The sequence below is a fragment of the Maribacter sp. UH1 genome, assembly GCF_056839145.1.
The window spans coordinates 1,990,101-2,015,521 of the sequence record NZ_CM166387.1; the positions used below are offsets into that span (position 1 = coordinate 1,990,101).

Annotated in this window: 7 protein-coding genes; 4 read left to right on the forward strand and 3 right to left on the reverse strand. The window is 36.7% G+C overall.

The features are described from left to right. The first annotated feature begins 154 nt into the window (after positions 1-154). Positions 155-2,401 (forward strand): T9SS type B sorting domain-containing protein, encoded by a 2,247-nt coding sequence (locus UH1x_RS08770; protein WP_482626226.1) that lies wholly within the window; start codon positions 155-157, stop codon positions 2,399-2,401. A gap of 7 nt (positions 2,402-2,408) precedes the next feature. Then, positions 2,409-4,619 carry a PorP/SprF family type IX secretion system membrane protein gene (locus UH1x_RS08775; RefSeq protein ID WP_482626227.1) on the forward strand — a complete coding sequence of 737 codons (2,211 nt, stop codon included), beginning with the start codon at positions 2,409-2,411 and terminating at the stop codon, positions 4,617-4,619. Positions 4,620-4,955: 336 nt separating this feature from the next. Here the strand turns inward: UH1x_RS08775 and UH1x_RS08780 are convergent, their stop codons facing one another. Continuing rightward, the gene (locus UH1x_RS08780; RefSeq protein ID WP_482626228.1) at positions 4,956-5,342 is read right to left on the reverse strand and encodes a hypothetical protein; all 387 of its coding nucleotides are present in this window, start codon (positions 5,340-5,342) and stop codon (positions 4,956-4,958) included. 156 nt (positions 5,343-5,498) lie between these two features. Here UH1x_RS08780 and UH1x_RS08785 point away from each other — a divergent pair, with 156 nt between their 5' ends. Next, positions 5,499-5,918, forward strand: a complete 420-nt coding sequence (locus tag UH1x_RS08785; protein ID WP_482626229.1) for a hypothetical protein — start codon at positions 5,499-5,501, stop codon at positions 5,916-5,918. 154 nt (positions 5,919-6,072) lie between these two features. Here the strand turns inward: UH1x_RS08785 and UH1x_RS08790 are convergent, their stop codons facing one another. Next, positions 6,073-6,276 (reverse strand): hypothetical protein, encoded by a 204-nt coding sequence (locus UH1x_RS08790; protein ID WP_482626230.1) that lies wholly within the window; start codon positions 6,274-6,276, stop codon positions 6,073-6,075. Next, positions 6,266-7,102 carry a class I SAM-dependent methyltransferase gene (locus tag UH1x_RS08795; RefSeq protein ID WP_482626231.1) on the reverse strand — a complete coding sequence of 279 codons (837 nt, stop codon included), beginning with the start codon at positions 7,100-7,102 and terminating at the stop codon, positions 6,266-6,268. Before UH1x_RS08795 ends, UH1x_RS08790 begins: the two co-directional genes overlap by 11 nt. A 960-nt stretch (positions 7,103-8,062) precedes the next feature. Between UH1x_RS08795 and UH1x_RS08800 the strand changes: the two genes are divergently transcribed. Next, positions 8,063-25,408 carry a T9SS type B sorting domain-containing protein gene (locus tag UH1x_RS08800; RefSeq protein WP_482626232.1) on the forward strand — a complete coding sequence of 5,782 codons (17,346 nt, stop codon included), beginning with the start codon at positions 8,063-8,065 and terminating at the stop codon, positions 25,406-25,408. Positions 25,409-25,421: the final 13 nt, after the last annotated feature.

The window sequence follows — 25,421 nt, forward strand, 5'->3', positions numbered from 1 at the left end:
CATTAAATGAGTTTCACAACAGAAATCTTCCTTCTAACAACATAAAGTTCCACTTCGTCGTATTTAATGACATATTTGTCTAAGAAATGTTGTGAACGGAAAAACTTATTAACCAACTTTTCAACCGTAGTGGCCCCCATAACTACAAATACATATGAAAACTTTGAACAAACTTACCGTATTTACAGCACTATCCATGCTATTCTGCGCTTTTCAATTATCTGCGCAAGCAATAGTAATTAATGCTCCAGAACCTGCAGACAATCCAAACCTGTCAGGAAGTACTCCGTGGTCTGCCGTATGTGCAGGTAATGGAGGTTTCAACGAATATTTTGTTAATATTACTTGGATAGGTACCGCCAATGCAGGCAACGAGTTTATACTTGAATTGTCTGATGCCAGCGGAAGCTTTACCAATGCTCAAACTTTGCAAACGATAACCGATCAAAATGACGTTAAGGATTTTGATACTAGTTTCGCTATACCTACAGACACTCGTGGTGAAGGGTATAAGATGAGAGTAAGAAGTACAGATCCTGAAAAAATAGGTAGCGAATCTGAGGTATTCAATATGTATTATATGGATGTAACTTCTAATTTAAATATTAGTGAATTAGGTGATGGAGTTCCTCCAGGTACGGTATGTAGTACAGGAGCTATTACCTTACAGGTTGATAATATAGCCAACCCAGAAACCTACCAGTATATTTGGTTTCGTAGTGGTACGGAGTTAACAGGTGAAACTGGACATACATTAAATGTTACGCAATCTGGTATGTACAACGTATATATTGATTATGGCCCAAGATGTACCGGTTCTGGCAATACAGATTCTAATATTGTAGATGTAACTATTGGCGGTTCTGGAACCGGTATTGCAGTTACGCCTCCAACTAAAACTTCATTATGTAGTACAGATACAGAAACATTAACTATAGATCAAACAGATGCTTCTTGGAGCTACCAATGGTTTAAAGATGATGTTGAGATTGTTGGTGCTACTTCAACTTCTTATAATGTGAATGCTGCTAATGCAGGTTTTGAAGGAGACTATGCAGTAGAGATTTCAGGTACAGGAATCTGTAATGAAAGATCGGCCGTAGTAACTATAACCAATGCAGAACTTTATACCGTAACTGTAGAGAATGAAATCAACATGGTTTTATTACCTACACAAAATGAAGTTTTATCAGTTAGTACAACAGCAGTTACACCAAGTTATAAGTGGTTTAGAAATACTGTTGAGATTTCTGGTGAGACTGGTAGTTCTATAACAATTACTGAAGATGGTGAGTACTATGCAGAAGTTACACAAACAGGCGGTGCATGTTCTGTGTCATCTAAAAACTCTGATGTGACTACTGTTGTGTCTCCTGCTTCTTTTGAAATGACCATAAATTATACTGATGCGTATACATCTTGTGAAACCACAAGTACTACATTAGGTGTTGAGCTTATAAACGCAGTTGCTGCAGATGGAACAAAAACAGATGTTACCAGTGCTTTACTTGATGGATTTACCTATGAATGGAGTAAAGATGGTGCTGCCATAAGTGGCGCAACTAGCAACAGTATTAGTCTGGCTTCAAATTCTGAAAATGGTGATTATGATTTAAATGCAACCATTGGCAGTTTTGATGTAGATAGCAATGTTTTACCTGTTCAGTTATTAACTAATGAAACAGTTAGTATTACAAGTTCAGGAACGGTTTTCTGTAGTGGTGGCGAAACTATTACGTTAAGCACAACAACCGACTTAAGTTCTGCTACATATCAGTGGCAATTAGACGGTGCATCCATTAATACCACAGATGCTGTATTAACGGTTTCTACTGCAGGTACATATACTTTAGCAATAGATATAGATGGTTGTTCTCTTATCTCTAATGAGATTGTGGTAACACCGTTAGATGAAAACTTAATTACCCTTGATCCCGGTACAGAAATAGTAATGCCAGAAGGTACTTCTAGAGTAGTTACCGCAAGTGGAGGAACTGCTTACAGATGGTTAGATGCCAATGCGGTAGAATTGAGTAACTCTGATAGTATCACGTTTACCGAAGCCGGTAGTTATACCCTAATAGCTTCTATTGACAACTGTGAGATTATTAGACAGATTGAAGTAACCTATTTAGACACCTTTAAAGTGCCTAATGTAATTACCGTGAATGGAGATGGTATTAATGATCAATGGATCATACCTAACTCTTATTCCAATAAGGCCGATGTCAATGTAATTATTTACAATGAGCAAGGGCAAGAAATTGTAAACGAATTCGATTATAAAAATAACTGGCCGCAGTCAACTACTGCGTTCACTAAACAAAACATGGTATTCTATTATAAAATCAGGAATGCCAGTGAAGTACTTAAACAGGGTACGATCACAGTAATACGTTAAGCTCACCATGCTAAAGAAAAGTGTTTTATATCTATTGTTATTTGTGTTAGCTATCATGAAGGTTAGCGGGCAAGAGGAAAATCCGTTTGTATCATACGATGTTCCTTCCCAGAACCTTTTGAAGTATAACCGATTCTTAATCAACCCAACGTTTTCAACGGTTAGGGAAGATAAATCCTATATTAATTTGTTACACCGAAACCAATCGGTACAATTTGATGATAACAATCAAAACTATTTCTTAAGCTATAGTGGACGTATCAATGATAAAACCGGATTAGGTCTTAGTCTATATTCTCAAAGAGAAGGTATCTTAAGTAACTTTGGTGTGTTGGCAAATTATGCCTACGGTATTAAACTGAACGATAAAAGTAATTTTACTTTTGGTGCAAATGTTTCTTACTATCAAAGTGGGTTTGATAACGGTAGAGCATCTACTGTAGAAGAGGATCCTTTTTTAGCAGGTTTACAAGATCAGAACCTTTTATCATTTCAACCTGGTTTCAACCTTTCTTACGGTAAATTCGATGTTGGTGTATTTGCAGAAAACCTTTTTGATTACAACTTAAAGACAAGCGAATCTGTAACGGAGTTTAAAGACAAAACTTATTCTGGTCACCTACAATATACCCATCAGTTTGAAAAGCAAGATGGTATTTTTGAGCAAGGGCGTTTAATGCCTTTGGCAAGAGTTAGAAAAGTAGGAGAAGAAGATGTTACCCTTGGGGGAAGTTTAATTTTAGATCTTCCAAAATTAGGATGGATTCAAGGTGGGTACGATAGCTTTTATGGTGCAGCCGCGGGTGTAGGTTTTAACCTTAATCAAAGAATTTCTTTAGGCTATACCATGGAAAAAGGATTGTCTAATAACTTTGATAATTTTGGAGTTACGCATGAAATTTCATTTGCATATTCATTCTCTCCAAACCTTACTGAAGATAGGGTAATGTTAGAAGATGACTTTGAAGATGATTTAGTGCAGAATGATGAGGAACCGGAGAATATTGCTACCAATGAAGAAATAGAAGAGTTGAAGATGAAATTGGCAGAAAACGATGCCATCATTGAAGAACTGATGTTTCGTCAAGATTCATTAGAAGCTATTCGTCAATCAGATTTAGAAAGACGTTTTGCCATGGTTATGCGTATGGTTCGTAATGAAACCAACGGAGAAAGACCAGACCTTGAAAATAAGGCAAAAGAACTATTCTTAGATGGAGACAGCAATACTGCGGTTGCTTCTAATTATAACCCAAGCAATTCTGGAAATTCAAATACCGATAGTTATAATCCTAGTAATACAGGTGAATTGGTAAATAGTAATGAAACAGCTGGCGTAACCCAACAAGATAGAGTAGCGGTGATTACCAACGAAAGACAAAACCCGGTTACGGAAAGACAAGAAATTGCCGAGACCAATACAAATTATACTGATAAGAATAATTTTCAAGAGCAAGTACAGCCTAAAGACGCGGTAGTTGCCAACAGACCAAGAAATACTTCTACTCCTGTAGCTAATGCAGCTAGAGAGTTAGCACAAGACGGAGTAAAAAGTCAAAGGTTTAAAGACTTACCAGATGTTACGGATGGTTATTATGTAGTAGCCAATGTATACAAGGGCGGTCAGTATATGAACAACTTTATTGACGACTTAAATTCTAAAGGTATTAATGCTGATTATATTGATAACCCAAATACAGGTTTAAAGTATGTTTACCTTCAACGCTATGATACATTTGAAGATGCTGTTGCTGCACACGATTCTAAATTGAACGGTGCATATGATGGTGCTATGTGGATTATGAACGTTGATAATAGATATACTAATGAGGCCTACGCTAGTAATGTAAATAAGATCAAAGAGAAGTCTTCTAAGTACGACTCTAATGTGCTTACCTCTAATGAGGTAGTAAGAGATAACGTAGAGTCTAGAGAAGCCGATTCTAAATCTTATGTTATTGAGGGTGCCGGTTCTGGGTATTACTTAATTGCCAATGTATTTGCCAACCCTAGCAATGCTAAGAAGTTTGTTTCGCTTTTAAATTCATTTGGATTGAACGCGAGTTACTTTATCAATCCTAAGAACAATTACAGATACGTATACCTTAAAAAGCACGACTCTTGGACCAATGCTTTAATATCTTATTACTCTAAGCTAAACGACGCCTATGATGAGAAGATGTGGATTATGCGAGTCAATCAAGAACTGCTGGTTTAGAATGACTATAGGTTAACATATACAAAGCCCTTATCATCTTAGATGATAAGGGCTTTTTGTTTTAGTAGATTGAGATTCATTTCCAAAATGAAATATTTAAAAACCAATCATTATATTTTGAGAAGGTGTTTTAAGTTTATTTCATGAAACATTGAAATCAAACAAACTTAAAATGTTTTGACGGTGGGTTTATTAAAAATACCGATATGTATTTATAAATTCTTATTTCTTATTCTAATTTTAAAGAGAGAAGATATTTTATGTTTCAATGCCATCACTCTGTATAATTATTAAGTCCTAAATAAGAGATAAAGATTGTTTGAAGACTATTAGGTTTTAGTTGCTTTTCTTTAAACTAAGAACGATAATATTACTAAGATGTAAATTCAAAATGCATTTTTCAAAAGTGATTTTTGAACGATAATCTTCTTGATGGTTTTTCGATTTTATAATAAGATAATCATCTTCTAAATACCAAAGTATCTCCTCTTTATACTTAAACTGAAACCAGTTACTTTTTGAAGTCATTAATAGTTGTTGACTTTCTCTAAATTCAAAAGTTGTCCCAATCATTTGGCTGAAATCATTTTGAATGCAAACACCTGGTCGAGTAACTTGAACTTTTTCAATCTTCCATTGACCTATTAATTCTTTCTTCAGTATACTATCAGATTTAAGTTGACCTTGAATTAGTATTAGAAGTACTATTAGTATTCCTTTCATAAGTTTAAGACGAATGAAATCTATACGTGTTACTTGATTTTAATATGGAATCATCAATGTAATAATAGAATAGTAATCTTCAATTTCTTTTGTAGGTAGTGTTACTTATATTGGAACGGTTCTTGTTTTCTCTGATTTATGAGAAATTTAATAATATTGCTTACTCTTTTTTTAGCTCAATTAAGTTCTGGTCAAGTACAACAAGTTTCTGAATCTTATCTAATCGGTAGTTGGACAGTTGAGCAGAAAATCCAAGAAGGTGATACGGAAATTACAGTCTATAGACGTTGTACAACTGGTCAGATTGGTAGTGTACTTCGTTTTTTAACTACGGGTGAATATCGCATAACCTTTAATTCTGGAAGGAAAATAGGGAGGCGGTGTGGAAATGAAATTTACCAAGGAGGAATCATTCGCCAAAGAGGAATCACTGGATATTATCGTTTTAATACTCAAAATCAATCAGTAAGCCTTGAAAGTTACAATACTGATCCTATTATGCATTGGAATCTTGTTTGGATTGATGAAAGCTCATTTGGAGTTATAAAAGCAAAAGACAATAGTACTTATGATTAAGAAGGTCTTTTTACTGTAGGTGTTTGCCAATCAACACTAAAAAAACACTTTGCAAGTAACCGGAAACCAAATAGATTTCCGGATGTTACTTGTTATATTAAATCTTAATAATCAAGATTATTACTATTGAAAACCAACTCGTCTAATTTGATTTTCAATAGCTCCTAGTCTTTTTATTTATAACCCGATAATTACAAACACTATTTTCATCATATCTAACTCTATGCTCAGATAACAGTTGTGTAATTATTTCTCTAGTTTCCTTTTCATCTAGTTGAATTTTTTCTCCTAAATCAAGTGCATTTAATTGACCTTGGTTTTCAATAAGTGCTTTAAAATATCTTTCTTTATTTTCCATGAATTTGTTTTTTTACGGCTATCATCATATGCGGACTAAATGGCAAAATGTAGCTATCGTTTTCTGTAACTTGTAGTAGTTCAATTAATGTCTTTCTTTTTTTATGATTTCCTATGTTCGCAAAGAAGTCTTTATCAAGCCAAGCCATACCTTCAACTGCATATGTGTTTAAGTACGTTAAATCTTGCTGTAAAAATTCCTCTTTTAGTTGTTCGGGTTTGTGATAATAGGCTTCGGTCAAGAGCCAAGGAAAATCATCTGGTGGATTGTGTATTCCAGAAGTCAATTCATTCTTGCACATTTCAAAGAAAGACCTTTTATGTATGAGACCATTTAACAGCCCAACTAAAGTTGATGCTGTACAATTGATAGCAAACCCTAAAATGATTCCGCCATTTTTTAAAACACGCCTAGCTTCTATAATGGTTGATTTTCTATCTTCTTTTCTCTGAAGATGATAAAGAGGACCATGAAGTAAGATGAGGTCTGCATAATTATTTGGGAAGTCTAATTTTCTAGATTCACCCAAATGAACAAAGAACTTGTTCTTTAATTTCTTAGCTCTATTTTCTGCTAGTTGTAAATGTTTAGCAACGGGTTCTACCAAATGAACGTCATGACCTTTTTTGGCAAGCCACTCAGCATACTTACCTGTACCACCACCAACATCTAAAATCTTAGAAGATGATGTAGAAAGGTATTTTTCAATAAGCGATTTTATTCTTTCAAACTCAAATACCCCCATGCCTTTTTCAAGTCTGGTTTCTTCAGATACTTTGTTATAGAATATTTCTATATTTCTTGGTATTAACTGTTCGCTTTTCATTTTTGATTTACGGTAAGAGCATCGCATTTCTGATTGTGTACTACAATTGAAAGAGATACTGCAATCGATTTTTCAATCAATTGTTTTTGTTAAAAATTTTATAAAATAATGGGTCGTAATTATCTGTGCATTAGAAAGCATCTATGCACTACGTACTCGTTGGTAGAGTTTGTCTTTTTAGAAAAGACTTAGATAATATGTAGAATTAGTAAAACAGATTTTAAAGATAGTCATTCTCGATTAATACTTGGCGGGGCTAAGGGTTAAAGAGGGTTGTTTGGACTCACTTTTTAGACCCTCTTAGGGATTATGAATTATATAACTAATAAAGTGGCTTAAAATTAACAACTGTTCTTTAGAGAGACTATTTTGCACAAGAACCAAATACTTTTTAGTGGATTGGATTACGATTTAAATTTTGTGAAATCAAAATATAATTGATGTAATAATCATTCATTCTGTGTGCATTATTCTAAAATTCAATCAACTTAATCAATATAATTATTCTTATTTCTATCTCCTTTTTATATCTATTTAAAGACGATTTCGGAATTAATTTGAGGTGTTTTTTTAAGAAATAATTGACTTCAAAACGCTCGTTTTTTAATACTATTATTTCAGTTTTTTTATAAAAAACTGAGTTCTTCTAATATAATATTTGTCATTTTAAAGTTCAAAACCACTAGTATATTCCAAGAATTTTCACAACTAAATTTTGACTATTTATTATAAAAGGCAAAATTTAAAAGTTGCGCTAGTACGTATCTAATCGTTGAAATACACTCTTTTTCAAAAATCACAAACCCATTCTATTTGATGTTTCACAACAGAATTCCTCGTTACTACAACAATTAATTCTTAACCCAACTAGTATGGGTAATATTTGTTAATGGAGAATTCCCCTGTTGAACGATGCGAAATGGATATCGAATGATTGGAAGGCTTCAACAAATTTACAAAATGACCAGACTGACTCAATTTTTAGATTTTACCAAACTCATTTCTCCCATGGGAAAACAGTACTCAAAATGTTTATTTTTCATTTTATTCTTAGCGCTAGGTTTACAAACTGCCGTTTCTCAAGTTAAAAATGATTTTGACGTTCGTTACGAAGCAGATATTAGAGGTGAATTGACCTTTATTGCCAACAACATTGTAAATAGATATATTCCAGAAACCACACAAAGACAATGGGTTTGGAGAAATGGTAGATGGAGATTAGAATGGGTGACTACCCCAGAAGTAACTCCAAACGAACCACTGAACGCTACGGGGAATGCTTCAAACTACAATGATAACTATGACATGCGATACATTGATGTTGATAGTGATGCTAGCACTTTTAGCTCAAGTAGTGCAAACCTTGAAATACCCGATGTTGATTGTTCTTTAGTACGTTATGCAGGTCTCTATTGGTCTGCTGTTTATGTAAATTCAGATAGAAGTAATATTGATGAAATAAAGTTTAGAACACCGGGCGGTGCATACCAAGATATTACAGCAGATGAGATTATTTTTGATGGTGATGGTGATGTTGATTTTGGCTACTACAGTCCTTATGCAGCTTATAAAGATGTAACCTCAATCGTATCAGGATTAGCAAATCCTAACGGCGATTACTTTGTTGCCAATGTAAGAGCTAGTACTGGAAATAATATTTCAGGTGGTATTTCAGGTGGATGGAAAATGGTTATTGTTTATGAAAATCCTAATTTGCCTGGAGATAAATTTATAACCACTTTTGATGGTTATGCAGGTGTTAAATCAGGAGAAAGTATTGATATCCCGGTAAACGGATTTACAACTTTACCAGCTCCTTTTCCTGTATATGCAAACATGGGTGTTGCTGCTTTAGAAGGTGATAACAGAATTGGTGGAGATGCATTACAAATTAATGCAAACGGTTCTTTTACTACATTATCAAATGGTCAAAATCCAGCTAATAATTTTTTCAATTCTAGTATTACTCAGTTTGATACTCAATATACAACCAGAAATCCTAATAGTATAAATACTTTAGGTTGGGATGTTGACCTTTTTGAAATACCTAATGGTGGTGCTAGTAATACTATAATTCCTAATGGGGCCACTAGTGCCGTTTTAAGGGCCAGTTCTTCACAAGATAAATATGATATTTTCTTTACTTCTTTTGATGTAGATATTATTGCCCCAAACATTGTTTTGGAAAAAAGAGTTCAGACACCTGGAGGTGTAGACATAACCGGGCAAGGTGTAAATTTAGGTCAAACTCTAGATTATGTATTGACGTTTGAAAATATTGGTAATGATGATGGTGTGAACTATACTATAAGAGATGTGTTGCCCGTGAACGTTTCACCACCAGATGGTAGAAGCTTTTTTAATGATACTGATTTTTCTTTTCCTGCTCAAATATGTACGGGTACACCAAGAACTTGTTACGAGATAACATATACTTACGACCCAGCAACAAGAGAAATTGAATTCAATATTCCAGATGTTTATGTAGAAGATGAAGATGGAGAATATTCAATTATCTTTAGAGTTCAGGTAGCCGAAAACTGTTTTGATTTTATTGATGCTTGTTCAGATTTAATTGAAAACTTGGCTTATAGCTCATATAGGGGAGAGAATAATTCTGCACAGGTAACAGATGACCCAAGTGTGACTGATTTTAATTCATGTGGATTTGTTATACCTGGAGCAACCAATTTTCTTTTAGATGATTTGTCTGATTGTAATTTTGAGAGAACTATTGAACTTTGTGGTACCAGTGCCATTTTAAATGCAGGTGACGGTTTTGATTCTTATATATGGTATCGCGACACGAATAACAATGGAGAAATTGATGCATCTGATATTGAAATTAATGATGGTGATCCAGATAACGACCCTAGTACACAAGTTGTAACCCTTGTTGGCCAATATATAGTTGATAAAATTGTTGCTGATCCTTGTAAAGGATTTAAAGAGATTATTACTGTAGAGCCATTTGGTTCTGGTAATTTACCGAACCCGGTTATAGAATATTTCAACGAAGTAAATAACGATACCGACCCAAATAATGATATTCCAGGAGAAATAGTTTTTTGTTCTGACGGTACCGAACTTCCGAAAATTTTCTTGTGTGGTATTAATGATTCTCAACCATTAGCAGTAAATATAGTTGATGCTCAAAGTGTTACTTGGGAGATATTAGATGAAGGAAGTTGTGGTGTTAATGCTGAAGCGGGAGAGGATTGTGCTAATAGAGCACTTACATGTACATGGACAGAAGTAGCTACAGGTAGTAACTATTTATTAAATGCACCAGGTGAATACAGATTATCTGTTGTTTATCAAAACGGTTGTACAAGCCGCTTTTTCTTTAAGGGGTTTCAGAACAACTTAGATATAGAATTTAATAATAGAGATATTGTTTGTGATACCGATGGTAACATTACCATTACAAATCTAGGAAGTGGATATGGATATCAGTTGGTAGATAATGATACTAATAATGTTATTGTACCATTTAGTTCAAACAACGGACCTAGTTTTGATTTTGGTTCTGGTGAAAATGGTTCTTATAGAGTAGAGGTTACTCAACTTGATTTAAATGGTGACCCTATACAAGATGCATGTATATTTACTACACCGGTAATAGGTATTAGAGAAAGAGATGTAACTTATAATGTAAGTGCAACTCCAGAAACGTGTTTTAATCAAGGTACTATTACCCTACAGATTACAAATGCTGATTCTACTTATGATTTTGAAATCAGAAGAAATGACGGTGCAGATAGTGGGTTAGGTACTTTAATAGATAGTGAAGATGGTAAAGGTGATAATAACCACATTTTTAGAGATGTAAGTGCTGGAGATTATATTGCCTATATTTCTACAGCTGATGGTTGTGAATATAGTCGAGAAATAACTGTTTTAGATGAAAATGATTTAGAATTAACCGCAAGTGTTACGCAACATATTACTTGTGAAGATGGTATTATTTCAATGGATGCCGACGGTGGCAACCCAGATTACTCTTATGTAATTTGGAGCTATGTAGATGAAGGCGGAACTACTGTTACTTCTTATGCAGATTTTGCTGACATTCCTGCAACTAACTTTCAAACAGAAACTACTTTTAATGTTTCTGGCGCTGGTGATTATATCTTTTTAGTATTAGATAGAACGGGTTGTTATGTAGAATCTAACACGGTTACGATAGAATATTACCCAACTTCAGATTTTGACCCAACAACGGTTACAGATGTGCTTTGTTTTGGCGAAACTACGGGTAGAATTCAATTTAATGTTGCAAGCGCAAACGGATATACTTTGGCATTCGCTCTATTTGATGGTACAAATCAACCATTGACGGACAATAGTACTGGTAGTTTTCCAAACCTTGCTGCAGGTAATTATAGGGTTGAAATTTCTCAGACAAGAGGCACAGCTACTTGTTTATCAGAAGAGACATTTACTATAGACGCACCTACAGAAGCCATTAGTGGCGATGCTGTTTTGATTCAAGATTATACATGTCTTCAAGAGGGTATTATCGAGGCACAAAATGTAGTAGGCGGAACCGCACCATATTCATACAGTATTGACGGAATCAACTTTGTTCCAGATACGACCGTTAATGCACATCGTTTTGAAAACCTTACCGATGGTTCTTATACCATTACCATAAGAGATGCCAATGACTGTACATTTCCAACAAACCAAATAATAATTGACAGACCAAATCCACCAACGGATTTAACCATAACGGAGTCTCAAATTACATGTTCTACAGGAACATCTAATTTAACTGTTAACGCAATTAATGGTGCTGCACCATATGTTTATACAATTACAACACCTTCTGCTCTTAGCCCAACAAGCACTTCAGGAAATGAAGCTGTTTTTGAAGATTTGGCTCCTGATACTTATACGGTAAGAGTTACCGATGCCGATGGTTGTTTTTATGAAGAAAATTATACGATAAATGCGATTAACCCAATATCGGTGAGTGGTCAAACAATACAACCAATTAGCTGTTTTGGTGCTGCAGATGGCGTTATCCGTTTTAATGTAAACTTCCAAGCGGGTCAAAATTTCACGTATACCATTACAGGTCCTTCAGGAGTTGAAAGAACAGGCGGTACCGAAGCTTTAATTGATAATATCGACAATTTAGCTGCCGGTGTTTATACCATAGCTATTGTAGACACGGATACTAATTGTACATATTCGGCTAGTCATGAATTAGAAGGTCCGGCTTCGGCATTGACCATTTCAAGTTTAACGGAAATACAGCCTAGTTGTACATCAGCGGGTAGTGTAAGTGTTCTTGCCGATGGCGGATGGGGAAGTTATGTCTATGAACTTAATAATCCAGATAATTCCGTATTTGGTTCTAATACTACAGGTTCTTTTAGTGGATTATCACAATCAGGAACTTATAACGGTACTATTACTGATGCTAATAATTGTAGCATACCTTTTACTTTCGATTTAAATCCAGCAACTGCCCCGGTTTTAGTAATTACACCAAATCAAGATTGTTTTGATGATGCTGTATTGTTGACCCTGACCGCTAGTGTTTCTTCTGGTGGAGATGGAACTTTTGAATATAGCTTGAATGGTGGTGCTTTTAGTAGTACCAATATATTCCCTGGACTTGCAGCGGGTACATATACTATTGATGTTAGAGATGGTAATAATTGTAGAGATACACAAAGTATTACTATAGACCCGGCATTAACAGTAAACGCAAGTGCAAGTGATATTACTGCATGTGGTACCGATACCGATATTACTATTAGTGGTGCTGGTGGAGATGGTAATTATGTGTACGCTGTAGTAGCTGACGGAGTTACACCAACTGCTGGTGATTTTGACCCAAGTAATACAGTAACGGTGACTGGAACAGGAGACTATGATGTTTATATAAGGGATAATAGTGGAAACGCTGATTTTTGTGAAGCCAACTATGATATTGTTATTGACCAGGAAGCTCCGGTAGCTGCAACACAAACTGTTGTAGATGTTACTTGTTTTGGCGGAAATAACGGTAGTATTTCTATAGTTCCAAGTGGTGGCGAAGCTCCATATACCTATAGCATAAATGGTGGTACTTTTGGTACGGAAAGTTCGTTTAATAATCTTACCGCGGGCACTTATGATGTTAGGGTAAGGGACGCAAATAGTTGTGAAGCGATATTATCACTTCCGGTAAACGAGTCGCCTGAAATTATAGCAGAAAGCGCACAGACAGAAGATTATACTTGTAATCAATTAGCAGAAATTACTGTTGGTAGCGTAACACCTACAACGGGTGGTTCTGGTTCTTACCAATATAGCTTAAATGGTGGCGCTTGGACGGCGGCTACGGCGGGCGGTACAGTTTTTACAGATTTAACGGATAATACGTATCAGGTTCAGGTTAGAGATGCAAATAATATTAATTGTGTTGTAACTCTTCCGGAAATTATAATCGCTCCATTACCAACAGTACCTTCTTTAAGCAGTAGTGTTGCTTATAGTTGTGATGGAACAGGGATAATTACAATTCTTCCAAACGATGCATCTTATTCCTATAGCATTGATGGTAATACTCCTCAAATAGGCGACAATGTATTTAATAATGTTTTAGTTGGTCAGCATACTATTACCGTAAATTATGGTAGTGATTGTACCACAGATATTACGGTTACCGTTGAAGACGGAAATGCTATTGAAGCGTCTATGCTTTCTTCTAAAGATTTGGATTGTAATGCAGATAATTCTGGTTCTATAACTTTTGAAGTTGACAACTACGGAACAAGCGGATTCGAGTATAGCTTAGATAATTTTGCTAGTATTTTGGGAAGTACTACGGTATCTCCACAAACCATATCTGGACTTGCAGCTGGTAGTTATAGAGTTTATGTTAGAGAAGCAGGTAGTACTTTACCAGGTTGTATCACATTTTTCGATGAAACTATTGAAGAACCAACATTGGTTGTTGCCGATGCAGATCTTACACAAGATTTTACCTGTAACAATGGTGGTGCAGAAATTACGGGTAATGCAACTGGTGGTACTCCAGGCTATACGTATCAATTAGAAGAAGATATTCTTGGTATTGTAACTGCATACCAAACAGAAACCGTTTTTAACGGATTACCCGCCGGTACGTATTATATTCGTGCTAGAGATGCAAATGGCTGTATAGATGTAAGCGATACCCCAATTGTAGTTACAGCACCAGAAACACCAATTTTCACTTTACAGGAAACAACGTGTTATAGTGGTAGTAATGATGCAACTATTGTGGTAGATGTTACTGCAGGAAATGGTGATTATCAATTTAGAATCAATGGTGGTTCTTTTGTAACTCCAATGCCAGCAAATGCAACTTCTTATACATTCACCGGACTTTCAAATGGTACATATACTATAGAAGTAACAGATGCTTTTGGTTGTGATGCTCCGGCTCAAACCATAACTATCGAACAACAAGTTACGGTTAGCGCAAGTGCTAGTACAATAACTGCTTGTGGTACCGATAGTGAAATTAATATTACCGCTGCGGGTGGTGATGGTAATTATGTTTATGCGGTAGTTGCCGATGGTGCAACTCCTTCAGCTGGTGACTATGCAGCAACCAATCCGGTCACTGTCACGGGTGCTGGAGATTACGATGTTTATGTTTTAGACAATAATGGAGGTGCAGATGCGTGTCCTGCGATGTATGATATTTCTATTGCTCAAGATGCTCCTGTAGCCGCAACAGAAACTGTTGTAGATGTTACTTGTTTTGGTGGAAATAACGGTAGTATCTCTTTAGCCCCAAGTGGTGGTGAGACACCTTATACGTATAGTATCAATGGTGGTACTTTCGGTACGGAAAGTTCTTTTAACAATCTTACCGCAGGTACTTATGATGTTCGAGTTAGAGATGTAAACGATTGTGAAGTTACTTTATCTGTTGATGTAGATGAGTTACCTGAAATAGTAGCAGAAAGTGCACAGACAGAAGATTATACTTGTAATCAATTAGCAGAGATCACCGTTGGTGGTGTAACCCCTACAACCGGTGGTTCTGGTTCTTATCAATATAGCTTAAATGGTGGTACTTGGACAGCCGCAACTGCTGGCGGAACAGTTTTCACCGACTTGTCTGATGGTACATTTACCGTTCAAGTAAGAGATGCAAATAATATTGCATGTATAATAAGCCTTCCGAATATCATTATTGCTCCTTTACCAACGGCTCCTTTATTAAGTAGTTCTGTTGATTACAGTTGTGATGGAACAGGAATAATTACAATACTTCCAAATGATGCATCGTATGCATACAGGATTGATGGAAATACGCCTCAAATTGGTGACAATGTATTTAATAACGTAGCAGTTGGTCAACATACTGTTACTGTAGACTATGGTAGTGATTGTACAACGGATATTATTGTAGATGTTCAAGATGGTAATGCTTTTGAAGCTGCAATTTTATCTCATGAAGATTTAGATTGTAGTGCTGATAATTCTGGCACCATAACTTTTGAAGTTGAGAATTTTGGAGCAGGTGGTTATGAGTATAGCTATGATAGTGCTTTTGCAACTATTGAAGGTAGCGATACAGATGCAATACATCAAATAACTGGTTTAGCTGCTGGTACTTATACTATCTATGTTAGAGATGTTGACAACCCTATTGCCGGTTGTACGGAAATATTGACTCAAATTATTAATGAGCCTGTAGTTTTAACGGTTTCTAATACAGCAACACAACCTACTTGTATAGATGATGGTGCTGTAGATATTACGGTTACAGGTGGTACCGCTGCATATTCTTATGTAATTCAATTACCAGACGCTTCCTTAACACCAGCACAAAACACAGGAATATTTACTGGTCTTGATCAAATAGGTTTACATACTATAACTGTTACCGATGCAAACGGATGTACGGATACGGATACTTTTACATTAACAGCACCTGTTGCTCCTGTAGCAAGTATTTTACCAAGTTCAGATGTGTGTTTTGATTCTTCTGTAACTGGTTCTGCAACTATTGAAGTTGGTGCAACTGGTGGTGTGGCTCCTTATACCTACAGGTTAGGTACGGGTACATTTGTAACTGATAATACGTTTACAAATCTAACACCTGGTAGTTACACTTTTGAAATTAGAGATGCTAACGGTTGTATGGATACCGTAGCATTTGATATTGAACCTCAACTAACCGCAACACTTACGTTAAATAAGGACTTAGATTGTACGGTATCACCAGAGGCAACTATGAACTTAGTGACTAATGGTGGTTATGCTCCTTACACCTATGAATTAGATGTTAATGGTGGTGGCTATGCTGCTTTTGCAGGAACATTCCCGTATTCAACTTCAACAGTTGGTACTTATAGATTTAGAGTAACAGATGACCAGGGTTGTACAGCTGTTTCAAATTTGGTTACGGTTACCGCAACGGTAAATCCTGTTGCAACGGAAACAATTACCAATCCTACTTGTTTTGGTGACACTAACGGCATTGTTGAAATTAACGTTGATCCTAATTTTGGGTCTTCGCCATTTGAAATTAGTTTTGATGGTAGTGCTTTTACAAGCCAAAGAGTATACACAGGTTTAGCTGCAGGTACTTATAATTATATTGTTAGGGATTCTAAAGAATGTATTTATAATGGTAGCGCAACTGTTGTTGACCCTGTATTGTTTGATGCCAATGTTGTGGCTACTGATGTTAGTTGTGGTGCAACTGGTGATATACCAGGTAGTATTGAAATTACGATTACAAGTGGTGGTGAGCCGAACTTTACATATACACTTTACGATAACTTAAATAATTTAGCTGCAACTACAAGTCCAAACCCTGTAGTGAATACCACGGCAACAGTCGTTAATTTTGATGGTTTGGCTTTTGGAGATTACTACGTTCGTGTATTGGATGCCAATGGTTGTGAATACTATGAAAATCCGGTACGTGTGCTTTCTAGTCCATATTTATCTGTTGATCCCGTTCTAATGCCTTCTAGTTGTATCACCGGCGGTACGGCAGAACTTACGGCTAGTGGTGGTTCTGGAAATTATGACTTTACGATTTATGGTGCGGGTACAACACCAGATGCTGAGGCACCAGGTGCTACTGCAGATGAGGAGGTAGCTACGTATAACGGACTTAATCCTGGATCTAGTTATGTTTTCCAAGTTATTGATACAGACACAGGATGTTCTAGTTTTGTTGAGGTCGATGTTCCTAACGTATCAACTATTGATGTAGTTCCAACACCAACGGTAACAGATGTTGCTTGTTTTGGTGATACAAATGGATCAATTGCTTTTCAATTTGAGGGTTATGATTCTTCGGTTACTACCATTAATTATGAATTAAGGGAAAGTATTAGCAACACACCATTAGGTGGTGCTTATTCAGGTAGTGTTACAGGTCCAAATGGTCCTGGTCCAACGGTTACTGAAACAATTTCGAATATTCCTCCAGGAGATTATGTATTATTCTTCCAAGAGGCAGCTACTCCTGAGTGTACAAATACTTTTGAGTTCAGAATATTAGAACCGAACCCGGTTACCTTGACTCTAGCAGACCAAAACAATGGATACTGTTCAGAAGACGCTAATGTAACGGTTATCGCTGGTGGTGGTAATGGTTCTTATACGTATGCATATGTTGAAGACGGAGCTACTCCGGTTGCAACAGATTATATAACTAGTAATTACGCAGAATTAGATCCTTCTGTAAATACAGAATGGGATATTTATGTATTGGACGGAAATGGTTGTTCAACAGCTTTACCTATAGATGTTACTATTGAAGACGATCCAACCCCAGCTATTTCTGGATTGGTAATCAACCAATGTACTGCAGATGAGGGTGACTTTATTATAGAAATTACGTTAGACGGAGAAGGGTCTCAACCATATACACTTAGTTTAAACAGCGGTTCATACCAGTCTTCTACTTTAACTACTGCAGGTACTACACATCAATTTACCGACCTTAGTTCTGGTAATTATACTGTTCAAGTTCGTGACTTTAACGGATGTGGAAATGTAGAAAACATTGAAATTTTCACTCCTGTTTCTATTTCTGCTGAGGTTGTTGCACAACCATCATGTGCAGAAGGTGACGGTGAAATCTTAATAAAAGGCTTTGGCGGCTCTACAAACTACGAATATGAATTATTTGAAGGTGGTGTAAGTGTTACCGGAACTCCAGAATCATTGCCAAACTTTACAGGTTTAGATTCTGGTATCTATACTGCTTTTGTATATGATACTACACTAAGCGGATGTAGTGCTCAAACCACTATAGAACTTGAATTGGCTACACCTGTATTATTTACTACGGTGATGACAGATGTAACTTGTTTTGGTGATTCTGACGGTACTATTGTTGCAACGTTAGATGCATCAATGGATAACCCTGTTTATGAATATCAATTATATATTAGAACAGCTCCATCAACATTAACTCCGGTTGGTACACCACAAACAACGGGTACATTTACAGGCTTACCTGCAGAAGATTATGTGGTAGGTGTTACTTCTGGTCGTGGTTGTGAATTAGAGGTTGACAGTCCGGTAGGTACTCCATTACAAATTACAAACGTGAATGCAGATGTTGTTGAATTTGGTTGTACCGTTGGTAACAATTCAAATAATGCAACGGTAACTGTAGATACAGCAGCAATAACAGGTGGTAGCAATACCTATGTTACGTATGAATTTATTGATAGTAGTTCTGCTGTTGTTCAATCTGGTACATCAAATGTGTTAACGGTTACAGAAAGAACAGGCGAAACATATACAATTAATGTGTATGATGATAATGGTTGTTCTGGTAGCACAACGGCTACGGTATTGCCTTATGATGAATTAACAGGAGCTACGGCAAATGTAACAACAACAGTTACTTGTGCACCTGGTGGCGACGGAGTAATTACGGTTACGGCAACGTCTTCTGCTAGTGATGCTACTAAATATGAATATAGTATCGATAACGGTTCAACTTATGTTCCTACCAATGTCTTTGGCGGATTATCTGCAGGAAATTATAACTTCTTAATAAGACATACAGATACGGATTGTATCATAACAGCTTCAGCTATTATTGAGGAACCAAATACATTTACAATCGATGTTGTTAAGACAAGTGATGTAATTTGTTTTGGAACGGATACTGGCGAAGTTACTTTTGAATTAGTTGACGCTACATATAACACAGGATTCGATTGGGAAATTTTCCGTACCGATAATACTTCTGTCGTTAGTGGTTCAGAAGCCGCAAACGGTCCAACACCGATTATTAATTTAGGTGTAGGTGAATACTATGTATCAATATCACAAACAGACAATCCGTATTGTACCGATGTTGAATTTTTCAATATTGCAGGTCCTGATGCTGATATTACAGGAAATACTGTAGTAACAGATATTACATGTGTACCTGGAAATGATGGTTCAATTACAATTACTGACGTTGTCGGTGGTTGGGGTGGCTATACTTACTTTGTTGATACGGTAGCACCAACATTACCAACTGATTTCGTAGCAGATGCTGCTTTCACAGGATTAGGAGCGGGTACATATCAAGCATGGGTTCGTGATGCAGAAGGTTGTGAGCGATTAATTCAAGATAACATTGTTTTGGATGTTCCAGACCTTATTGATGCTGATTTACTTGTTACTCAAGAGAATTGTACAAACTTACAGGGAGAGGTAACGGTTAGCAACGTAGTTGGCGGACAAGGAAGTAATTATACATACCAATTGATAATGGATGGCTCTAATTTCCGAGCACCACAAAACACGCTGGTTTTCTCTGGTCTAGGTGCTGGTGAATATGAAGTAATTGTTTCAGATCAATGGGGTTGTACATTTACGACAGACCCGGTGGAATTATACGAACAGTTGAGCGCTACTACTTCAGTAGATAAAGCAATTGACTGTACAAGTATACCAGGTGGTACAATTACGATTAATGTAACTGGTGGTTCTACAAACCTTGAGTTTATAATGACCCCTGCTATAGGTGCTGCAGTAACTCAGTTGAATGACCCAAAATTTACAGGTTTGGTTGATGCTGGTACATATAGTTTCTTAGTTAGAGATTTAGATACTACAAATCCTGTTTGTGAGTACCCTGTAACGCAAGAGTTAGCTCCTGCCGTACAGCCAGTATTTACAGATTCTCATATAGATATTACATGTTTTGGATCTAATGATGGTTCAATTACATTGACACAAGTTGAAAACGGAGTAAATCCGTTGACATTTACGATATCTCCAGTAGCTGGAACGTTCAATGCGAGTAACAATACGTTTGAAGGTTTACCTCCAAATACATATGTTGTAACGGCAACAGGAACCAATGGTTGTAGTACTGCATCAGGTAATATTGTAATTGATGAACCTGCATTAATTTCGAATATCAATACTTCGGTAGTTGAATTCGGTTGTACTGTAGGTAATAACCCTAACAACGCTACAATTACAGTTGACGAGGCTGCCATAACCGGCGGTAGCGGCAACTATGTAATTTATGAGTTTGTAGATAGTAGTTCTACCGTTGTCCAATCTGGTGCGTCTAATGTTTTAAACGTTTCAAATAGAGCAGGAGATACCTATACTATTAATGTGTATGATGATAAAGGATGTTCTGGTAGCACAACTGAAACTATACTTCCTTTTGATGAGATTACTAATGCAGTTGCAAATGTTTCCAATACGGTTACTTGTGCACCAATTAGTGATGGAGAATTAACAGTGGTGGTAACTTCAACCTTAAGTGATGCTACTAAATTTGAGTATAGTATTGATAATGGTGTAAACTACCAATCAATGAACGTTTTCGGCGGATTATCTGCGGGATCGTATACGATTCTTGTGAAGCATTTAGATACAGATTGTATCGTTTCTGCGACGCAAACTCTAGTAGAGCCAAATACATTTACTATCGATGTTGTGAAAACAAGTGATGTTATTTGTTATGGTACCGCAACAGGCGCTGTTAATTTTGAATTAGTTGATGCAACTTACCCTGGCGGATTTACTTGGACTATTTATGATACCGAAGGGACACTGGCAAATACCGGTGATGATACCATTGTTATCTCTGGTACAGAAGCAACAACAAATGGTCCTACAGCAGACATTAGCTTAGAAGCTGGTAATTACTATGTTTCCATAACACAAGATAATAACCCATTCTGTACAAATACAGAAGCATTCACTATAAACGGACCTACAGCTGATATCAGTGGTGATACCGTTGTAACTGAAATTACCTGTAACCCTGGTGATGATGGTTCAATTACAATCATTGACGTAGTTGGTGGTTGGGGTGGCTATACATACTATGTAGGTGTGGGTGTTCCTGCAACTGTAGATTTCGTAGCAGGTGCTACTTTCGATTCGCTTTCGGCCGGAACATATCAAGCTTGGGTTCGTGACGCTGAAGGTTGTGAGCGATTAATTCAAGATAACAATGTTTTGGATGTTCCAGACCCAATAGCGGCAATATTAGAAGTAAACATAGAGAACTGCACAAACTTACAAGGAGAAATTGAAGTGAGTATGCCTACTGGCGGACAAGGAAGTAACTATACATACCAATTAAGATTAAACGGTACTGATTTCCGTGCACCACAAAACACTAGAGTATTCACAGGTCTTGGTGCTGGTAGTTATGACGTAACGATTATAGACCAGTGGGGTTGTCCTTTTACAACCAATTCGGTGGTGCTTTATGAGCAAATGGATGTTTCTACTATAGTAGATAAGTCTATTGATTGTTCATCAATACCAGGAGGTGAAATCACCGTAAATGTTAATGGTGGTTCCACAAATCTTGAGTTTGAAATGACAACTCCATTAGGTAGCATTGTAACGCAAACAACAGGAGTATTTACAAACTTAACTGAGGAAGGGACATACACTTTTGTGGTTAGTGATTTAGATACGACAAACCCTGTTTGTGAAAGAACAGTAACTCAGACATTAGATGCGCCGGTTGATCCAGTGTTATTAGATGCAACTATTGTAAACGTAAGTTGTTTCGGTGGTTCAGATGGTAGTATTAGCGCTAACATTGACCCGGCAACGAATACAAACCCTGAATATCAATATGAATTATATGATATTGCTGATTTGGTTACTCCGATTGCATCTCAAACAAATCCTTTATTTACAGGATTAACAGAAGGTGATTACCAAGTAAAAGTAATTTCTAGTAGAGGTTGTGAAGACATCAAGAATGAAACTATCACAGAACCATTAGAATTAACGGTTAGTGCAGTGGCAACAGCGTTTAACTGTTCAGCGGATAATAGTGTTAATACCGCAACGATAACGGCAACTGCTGGCGCTGGTACAGGTACCGCTCCATATTTATACAGTATTGATAATGTTATTTTCCAAGCACAGAATACATTTAATGTTTCAGACACAGGAAGTGCACAAACTATAGATGTATATGTAAAAGATGCCAAAGGTTGTACTACGTTTGATACGGTTACAATTCAACCTATTAACACGTTCACAGCTTCAATTGCTCAAGATGTAGCTATTAATTGTACTGTTGATGAAACAATAACAATCACCGTTGCCGATAATGGCTTGGCACATAACTATGGTTATGAGTTATTACCAATTGGTAATACAACGGCTGCATTAGTTAGCTCTACCGCAACTTCTGCTACGTACGATTTAACTACTGTAGGCTCTTATGTATTTAGAGTTACAGATTTAGATACGGGTTGTTATGTAAATACAGCTAGTTATACGGTTGCTCCGTTTGATTTCATTACGGCAACAGCTACACCTGTATCAGAGGTTACATGTTTTGGTGATGCTAACGGAAGTTTGGAAATTGATATCGATGGCTATACTGGTAATTACACTTATGAAGTGTTTACTGCAGCAGGTGCATCTGTTATTTCTGCTACAGCATCAGATACTAGTGTTAATCCAAGAACGATTACAGGATTATCTGGCGGTAGCTATTATGTTACCATTACAGAAACCGATGTTCCTTTATGTTCAGAAGACACGAATATGGTGACTATTATATCTCCGGATATAGCGTTAAGCGGAACTGTTACTCCTTTGGCTGAAGCGACTTGTACTGATGACCAAGGTGTGATTAGAGTAGAGGTTGAAGGCGGATATAGGCTTTATGATATTGTATTAACAAATACGACAACTGGTGACGTGTTTACAATGGATGATGTTAATGAAGGAATATTTACTGATTTAGCTTCAGGCGCTTACACCATAAGTATTACCGATGATGCCGGATGTGTAGTAAACTATACAGAAACATTGGCAGCAGCTACGCCAATAGTGGCAAACGCAACTCCGCTTGTAACAGACTTAGCTTGTTACGGAGATACTGGGGCCGTAGTTACTGCAAATGTAACTGGTGGCGGTAGTGGTACGTATAGCTATCAGTTGAACTATTATGATGAAACTGGTACTACGATTACAACTACAACGGGAGCACAAACGAATCCTAATTTTAATGATTTAGGTGCAGGTTTCTATAGTATTACTGTAGTTGATGGATGGAACTGTGATACCACGACCAATATAGTAGAGGTAAGGGAGCCAACAGAAGTACAGGCTAGCTTAATTAGAACAGATGCATTAACATGTGCAGAAGGTGCAGAATTTGAACTTACCGCGTCAGGTGGTAGTGGGACATACGAGTATAGTGTTGACAACATTAACTTCTTACCAATGTCAGGCAATGTAGTTTACTTGCCAGAAACAGGTACATATCAAGCTGGTAGATATCAATTCTATGTACGTGATGCAATCAACGGTTGTGAATCTGCAATCTCCAATGCAATTACTGAAAGCGAAATACCACCGTTGCTACTATTCGTAGATGATACTGCTGCAGTACTGAATTGTACGGGTGAAAGTACGGCTATTATTTATGCTACTGCTGATGGTGGTTTAGGAAACTACCAATATGAATTGTTTACCGATAGTTCTTTAAGTGTAGCTTCTAGAATTGCCGGTCCACAATCCCAAGGTGTATTCAGAGATTTAGGTGCAGGTACGTATTATGTGACTGTAGTTAGTGATGATTGTGAAACAGCACCAGAGACTGTTATTATAGATGAGCCAACACCATTGTCTTACACAGAAAACGTAATAGATATTACATGTTCTGGTGAAAATGATGGCGAGATTACGGTAACACTTTCAGGTGGAGCTGGTGGTTATCAATATGCGATTTCTCCGAACTTGAACCAGTTTTATGCTGATGGTACATTTACCGAATTGACAGCTGGTGAGTATACAATCATTGCACAAGATCAAAATGGTTGTTTCGAATTCTTGACATATACTATTTCAGAACCTTCAATTTTAGAAGTAACGGTAGAGACAACACCAGAAATTTGTGTTGATAGTCAAGATGGTTCTATCATCCTTGAAATAACAGGTGGTACGGCACCATATAGCACGGCATTGAATTCTAATAGCGATGCAGACTTTGTATTGAACAGAACAGAATTCTATAACATGGCTGCAGGTAATTACCTTATCGTAATTAAAGATGCCAATGGTTGTGATACCAACGTAGTAGTTGATATTGAAACCGGTGTAAATTTAAATGCTACCGTAGTACCGGTTTATGAATGTTCAAGTGATACACCAGACAATTTTGTGAATATCACCCTTGAGGATGATAGTGTAATCGGTGATGTGCTTTATGCAATAGATTCTGTTGATCCAGCTGCTTTACAGTTGAATCCTGATTTTAGAAATTCAGCACCAGGCAATCACTATATAACCATTGCTCATTCTAATGGATGTATACAAACAGTCGATTTCGTTATTGAAGCGTTTGAACCATTGACTCTAGAATTAGAGCAAAACAATATGAATGAAATAACTGCAGTCGTAGAAGGTGGTAGAGAAGGCTATACTTACTATTTCGATGGTTATGATAATGGTGATAATAATATATTCTATGTTACAAGAACCGATACCTATGAGGTGCGTGTTGTTGATGAGAACGGATGTTCTACTATTGCTAACATATTTATGGAGTTCATAGACATTGAAGTGCCTAATTTCTTTACTCCTGACGGAGATGGGCAGAACGATTTATGGATCCCAAGAAACATTGAACAATACCCTCAAATACTAATAAAAATATTTGATCGTTATGGTAGAGTGGTTTCTGAACAATCTGTCGATTCTGAAGGTTGGGACGGAACATATTTAGACAATGAATTGCCAACTGGAGACTACTGGTATGTAGTACAACTTAATGGCGATAGAGACGAAAGAGAATTTGTTGGACACTTTACTTTATACCGTTAAAAACTTAACCTAA

What these genes read in the sequence shown, in the direction of transcription:
- UH1x_RS08795 (WP_482626231.1), bottom strand. Translation starts at nt 7,102, where the DNA reads ATGAAAAGCGAACAGTTAATACCAAGAAATATAGAAATATTCTATAAC.
- UH1x_RS08780 (WP_482626228.1), bottom strand. Translation starts at nt 5,342, where the DNA reads ATGAAAGGAATACTAATAGTACTTCTAATACTAATTCAAGGTCAACTT.
- UH1x_RS08775 (WP_482626227.1), top strand. Translation starts at nt 2,409, where the DNA reads ATGCTAAAGAAAAGTGTTTTATATCTATTGTTATTTGTGTTAGCTATC.
- UH1x_RS08800 (WP_482626232.1), top strand. Translation starts at nt 8,063, where the DNA reads ATGACCAGACTGACTCAATTTTTAGATTTTACCAAACTCATTTCTCCC.
- UH1x_RS08790 (WP_482626230.1), bottom strand. Translation starts at nt 6,276, where the DNA reads ATGGAAAATAAAGAAAGATATTTTAAAGCACTTATTGAAAACCAAGGT.
- UH1x_RS08770 (WP_482626226.1), top strand. Translation starts at nt 155, where the DNA reads ATGAAAACTTTGAACAAACTTACCGTATTTACAGCACTATCCATGCTA.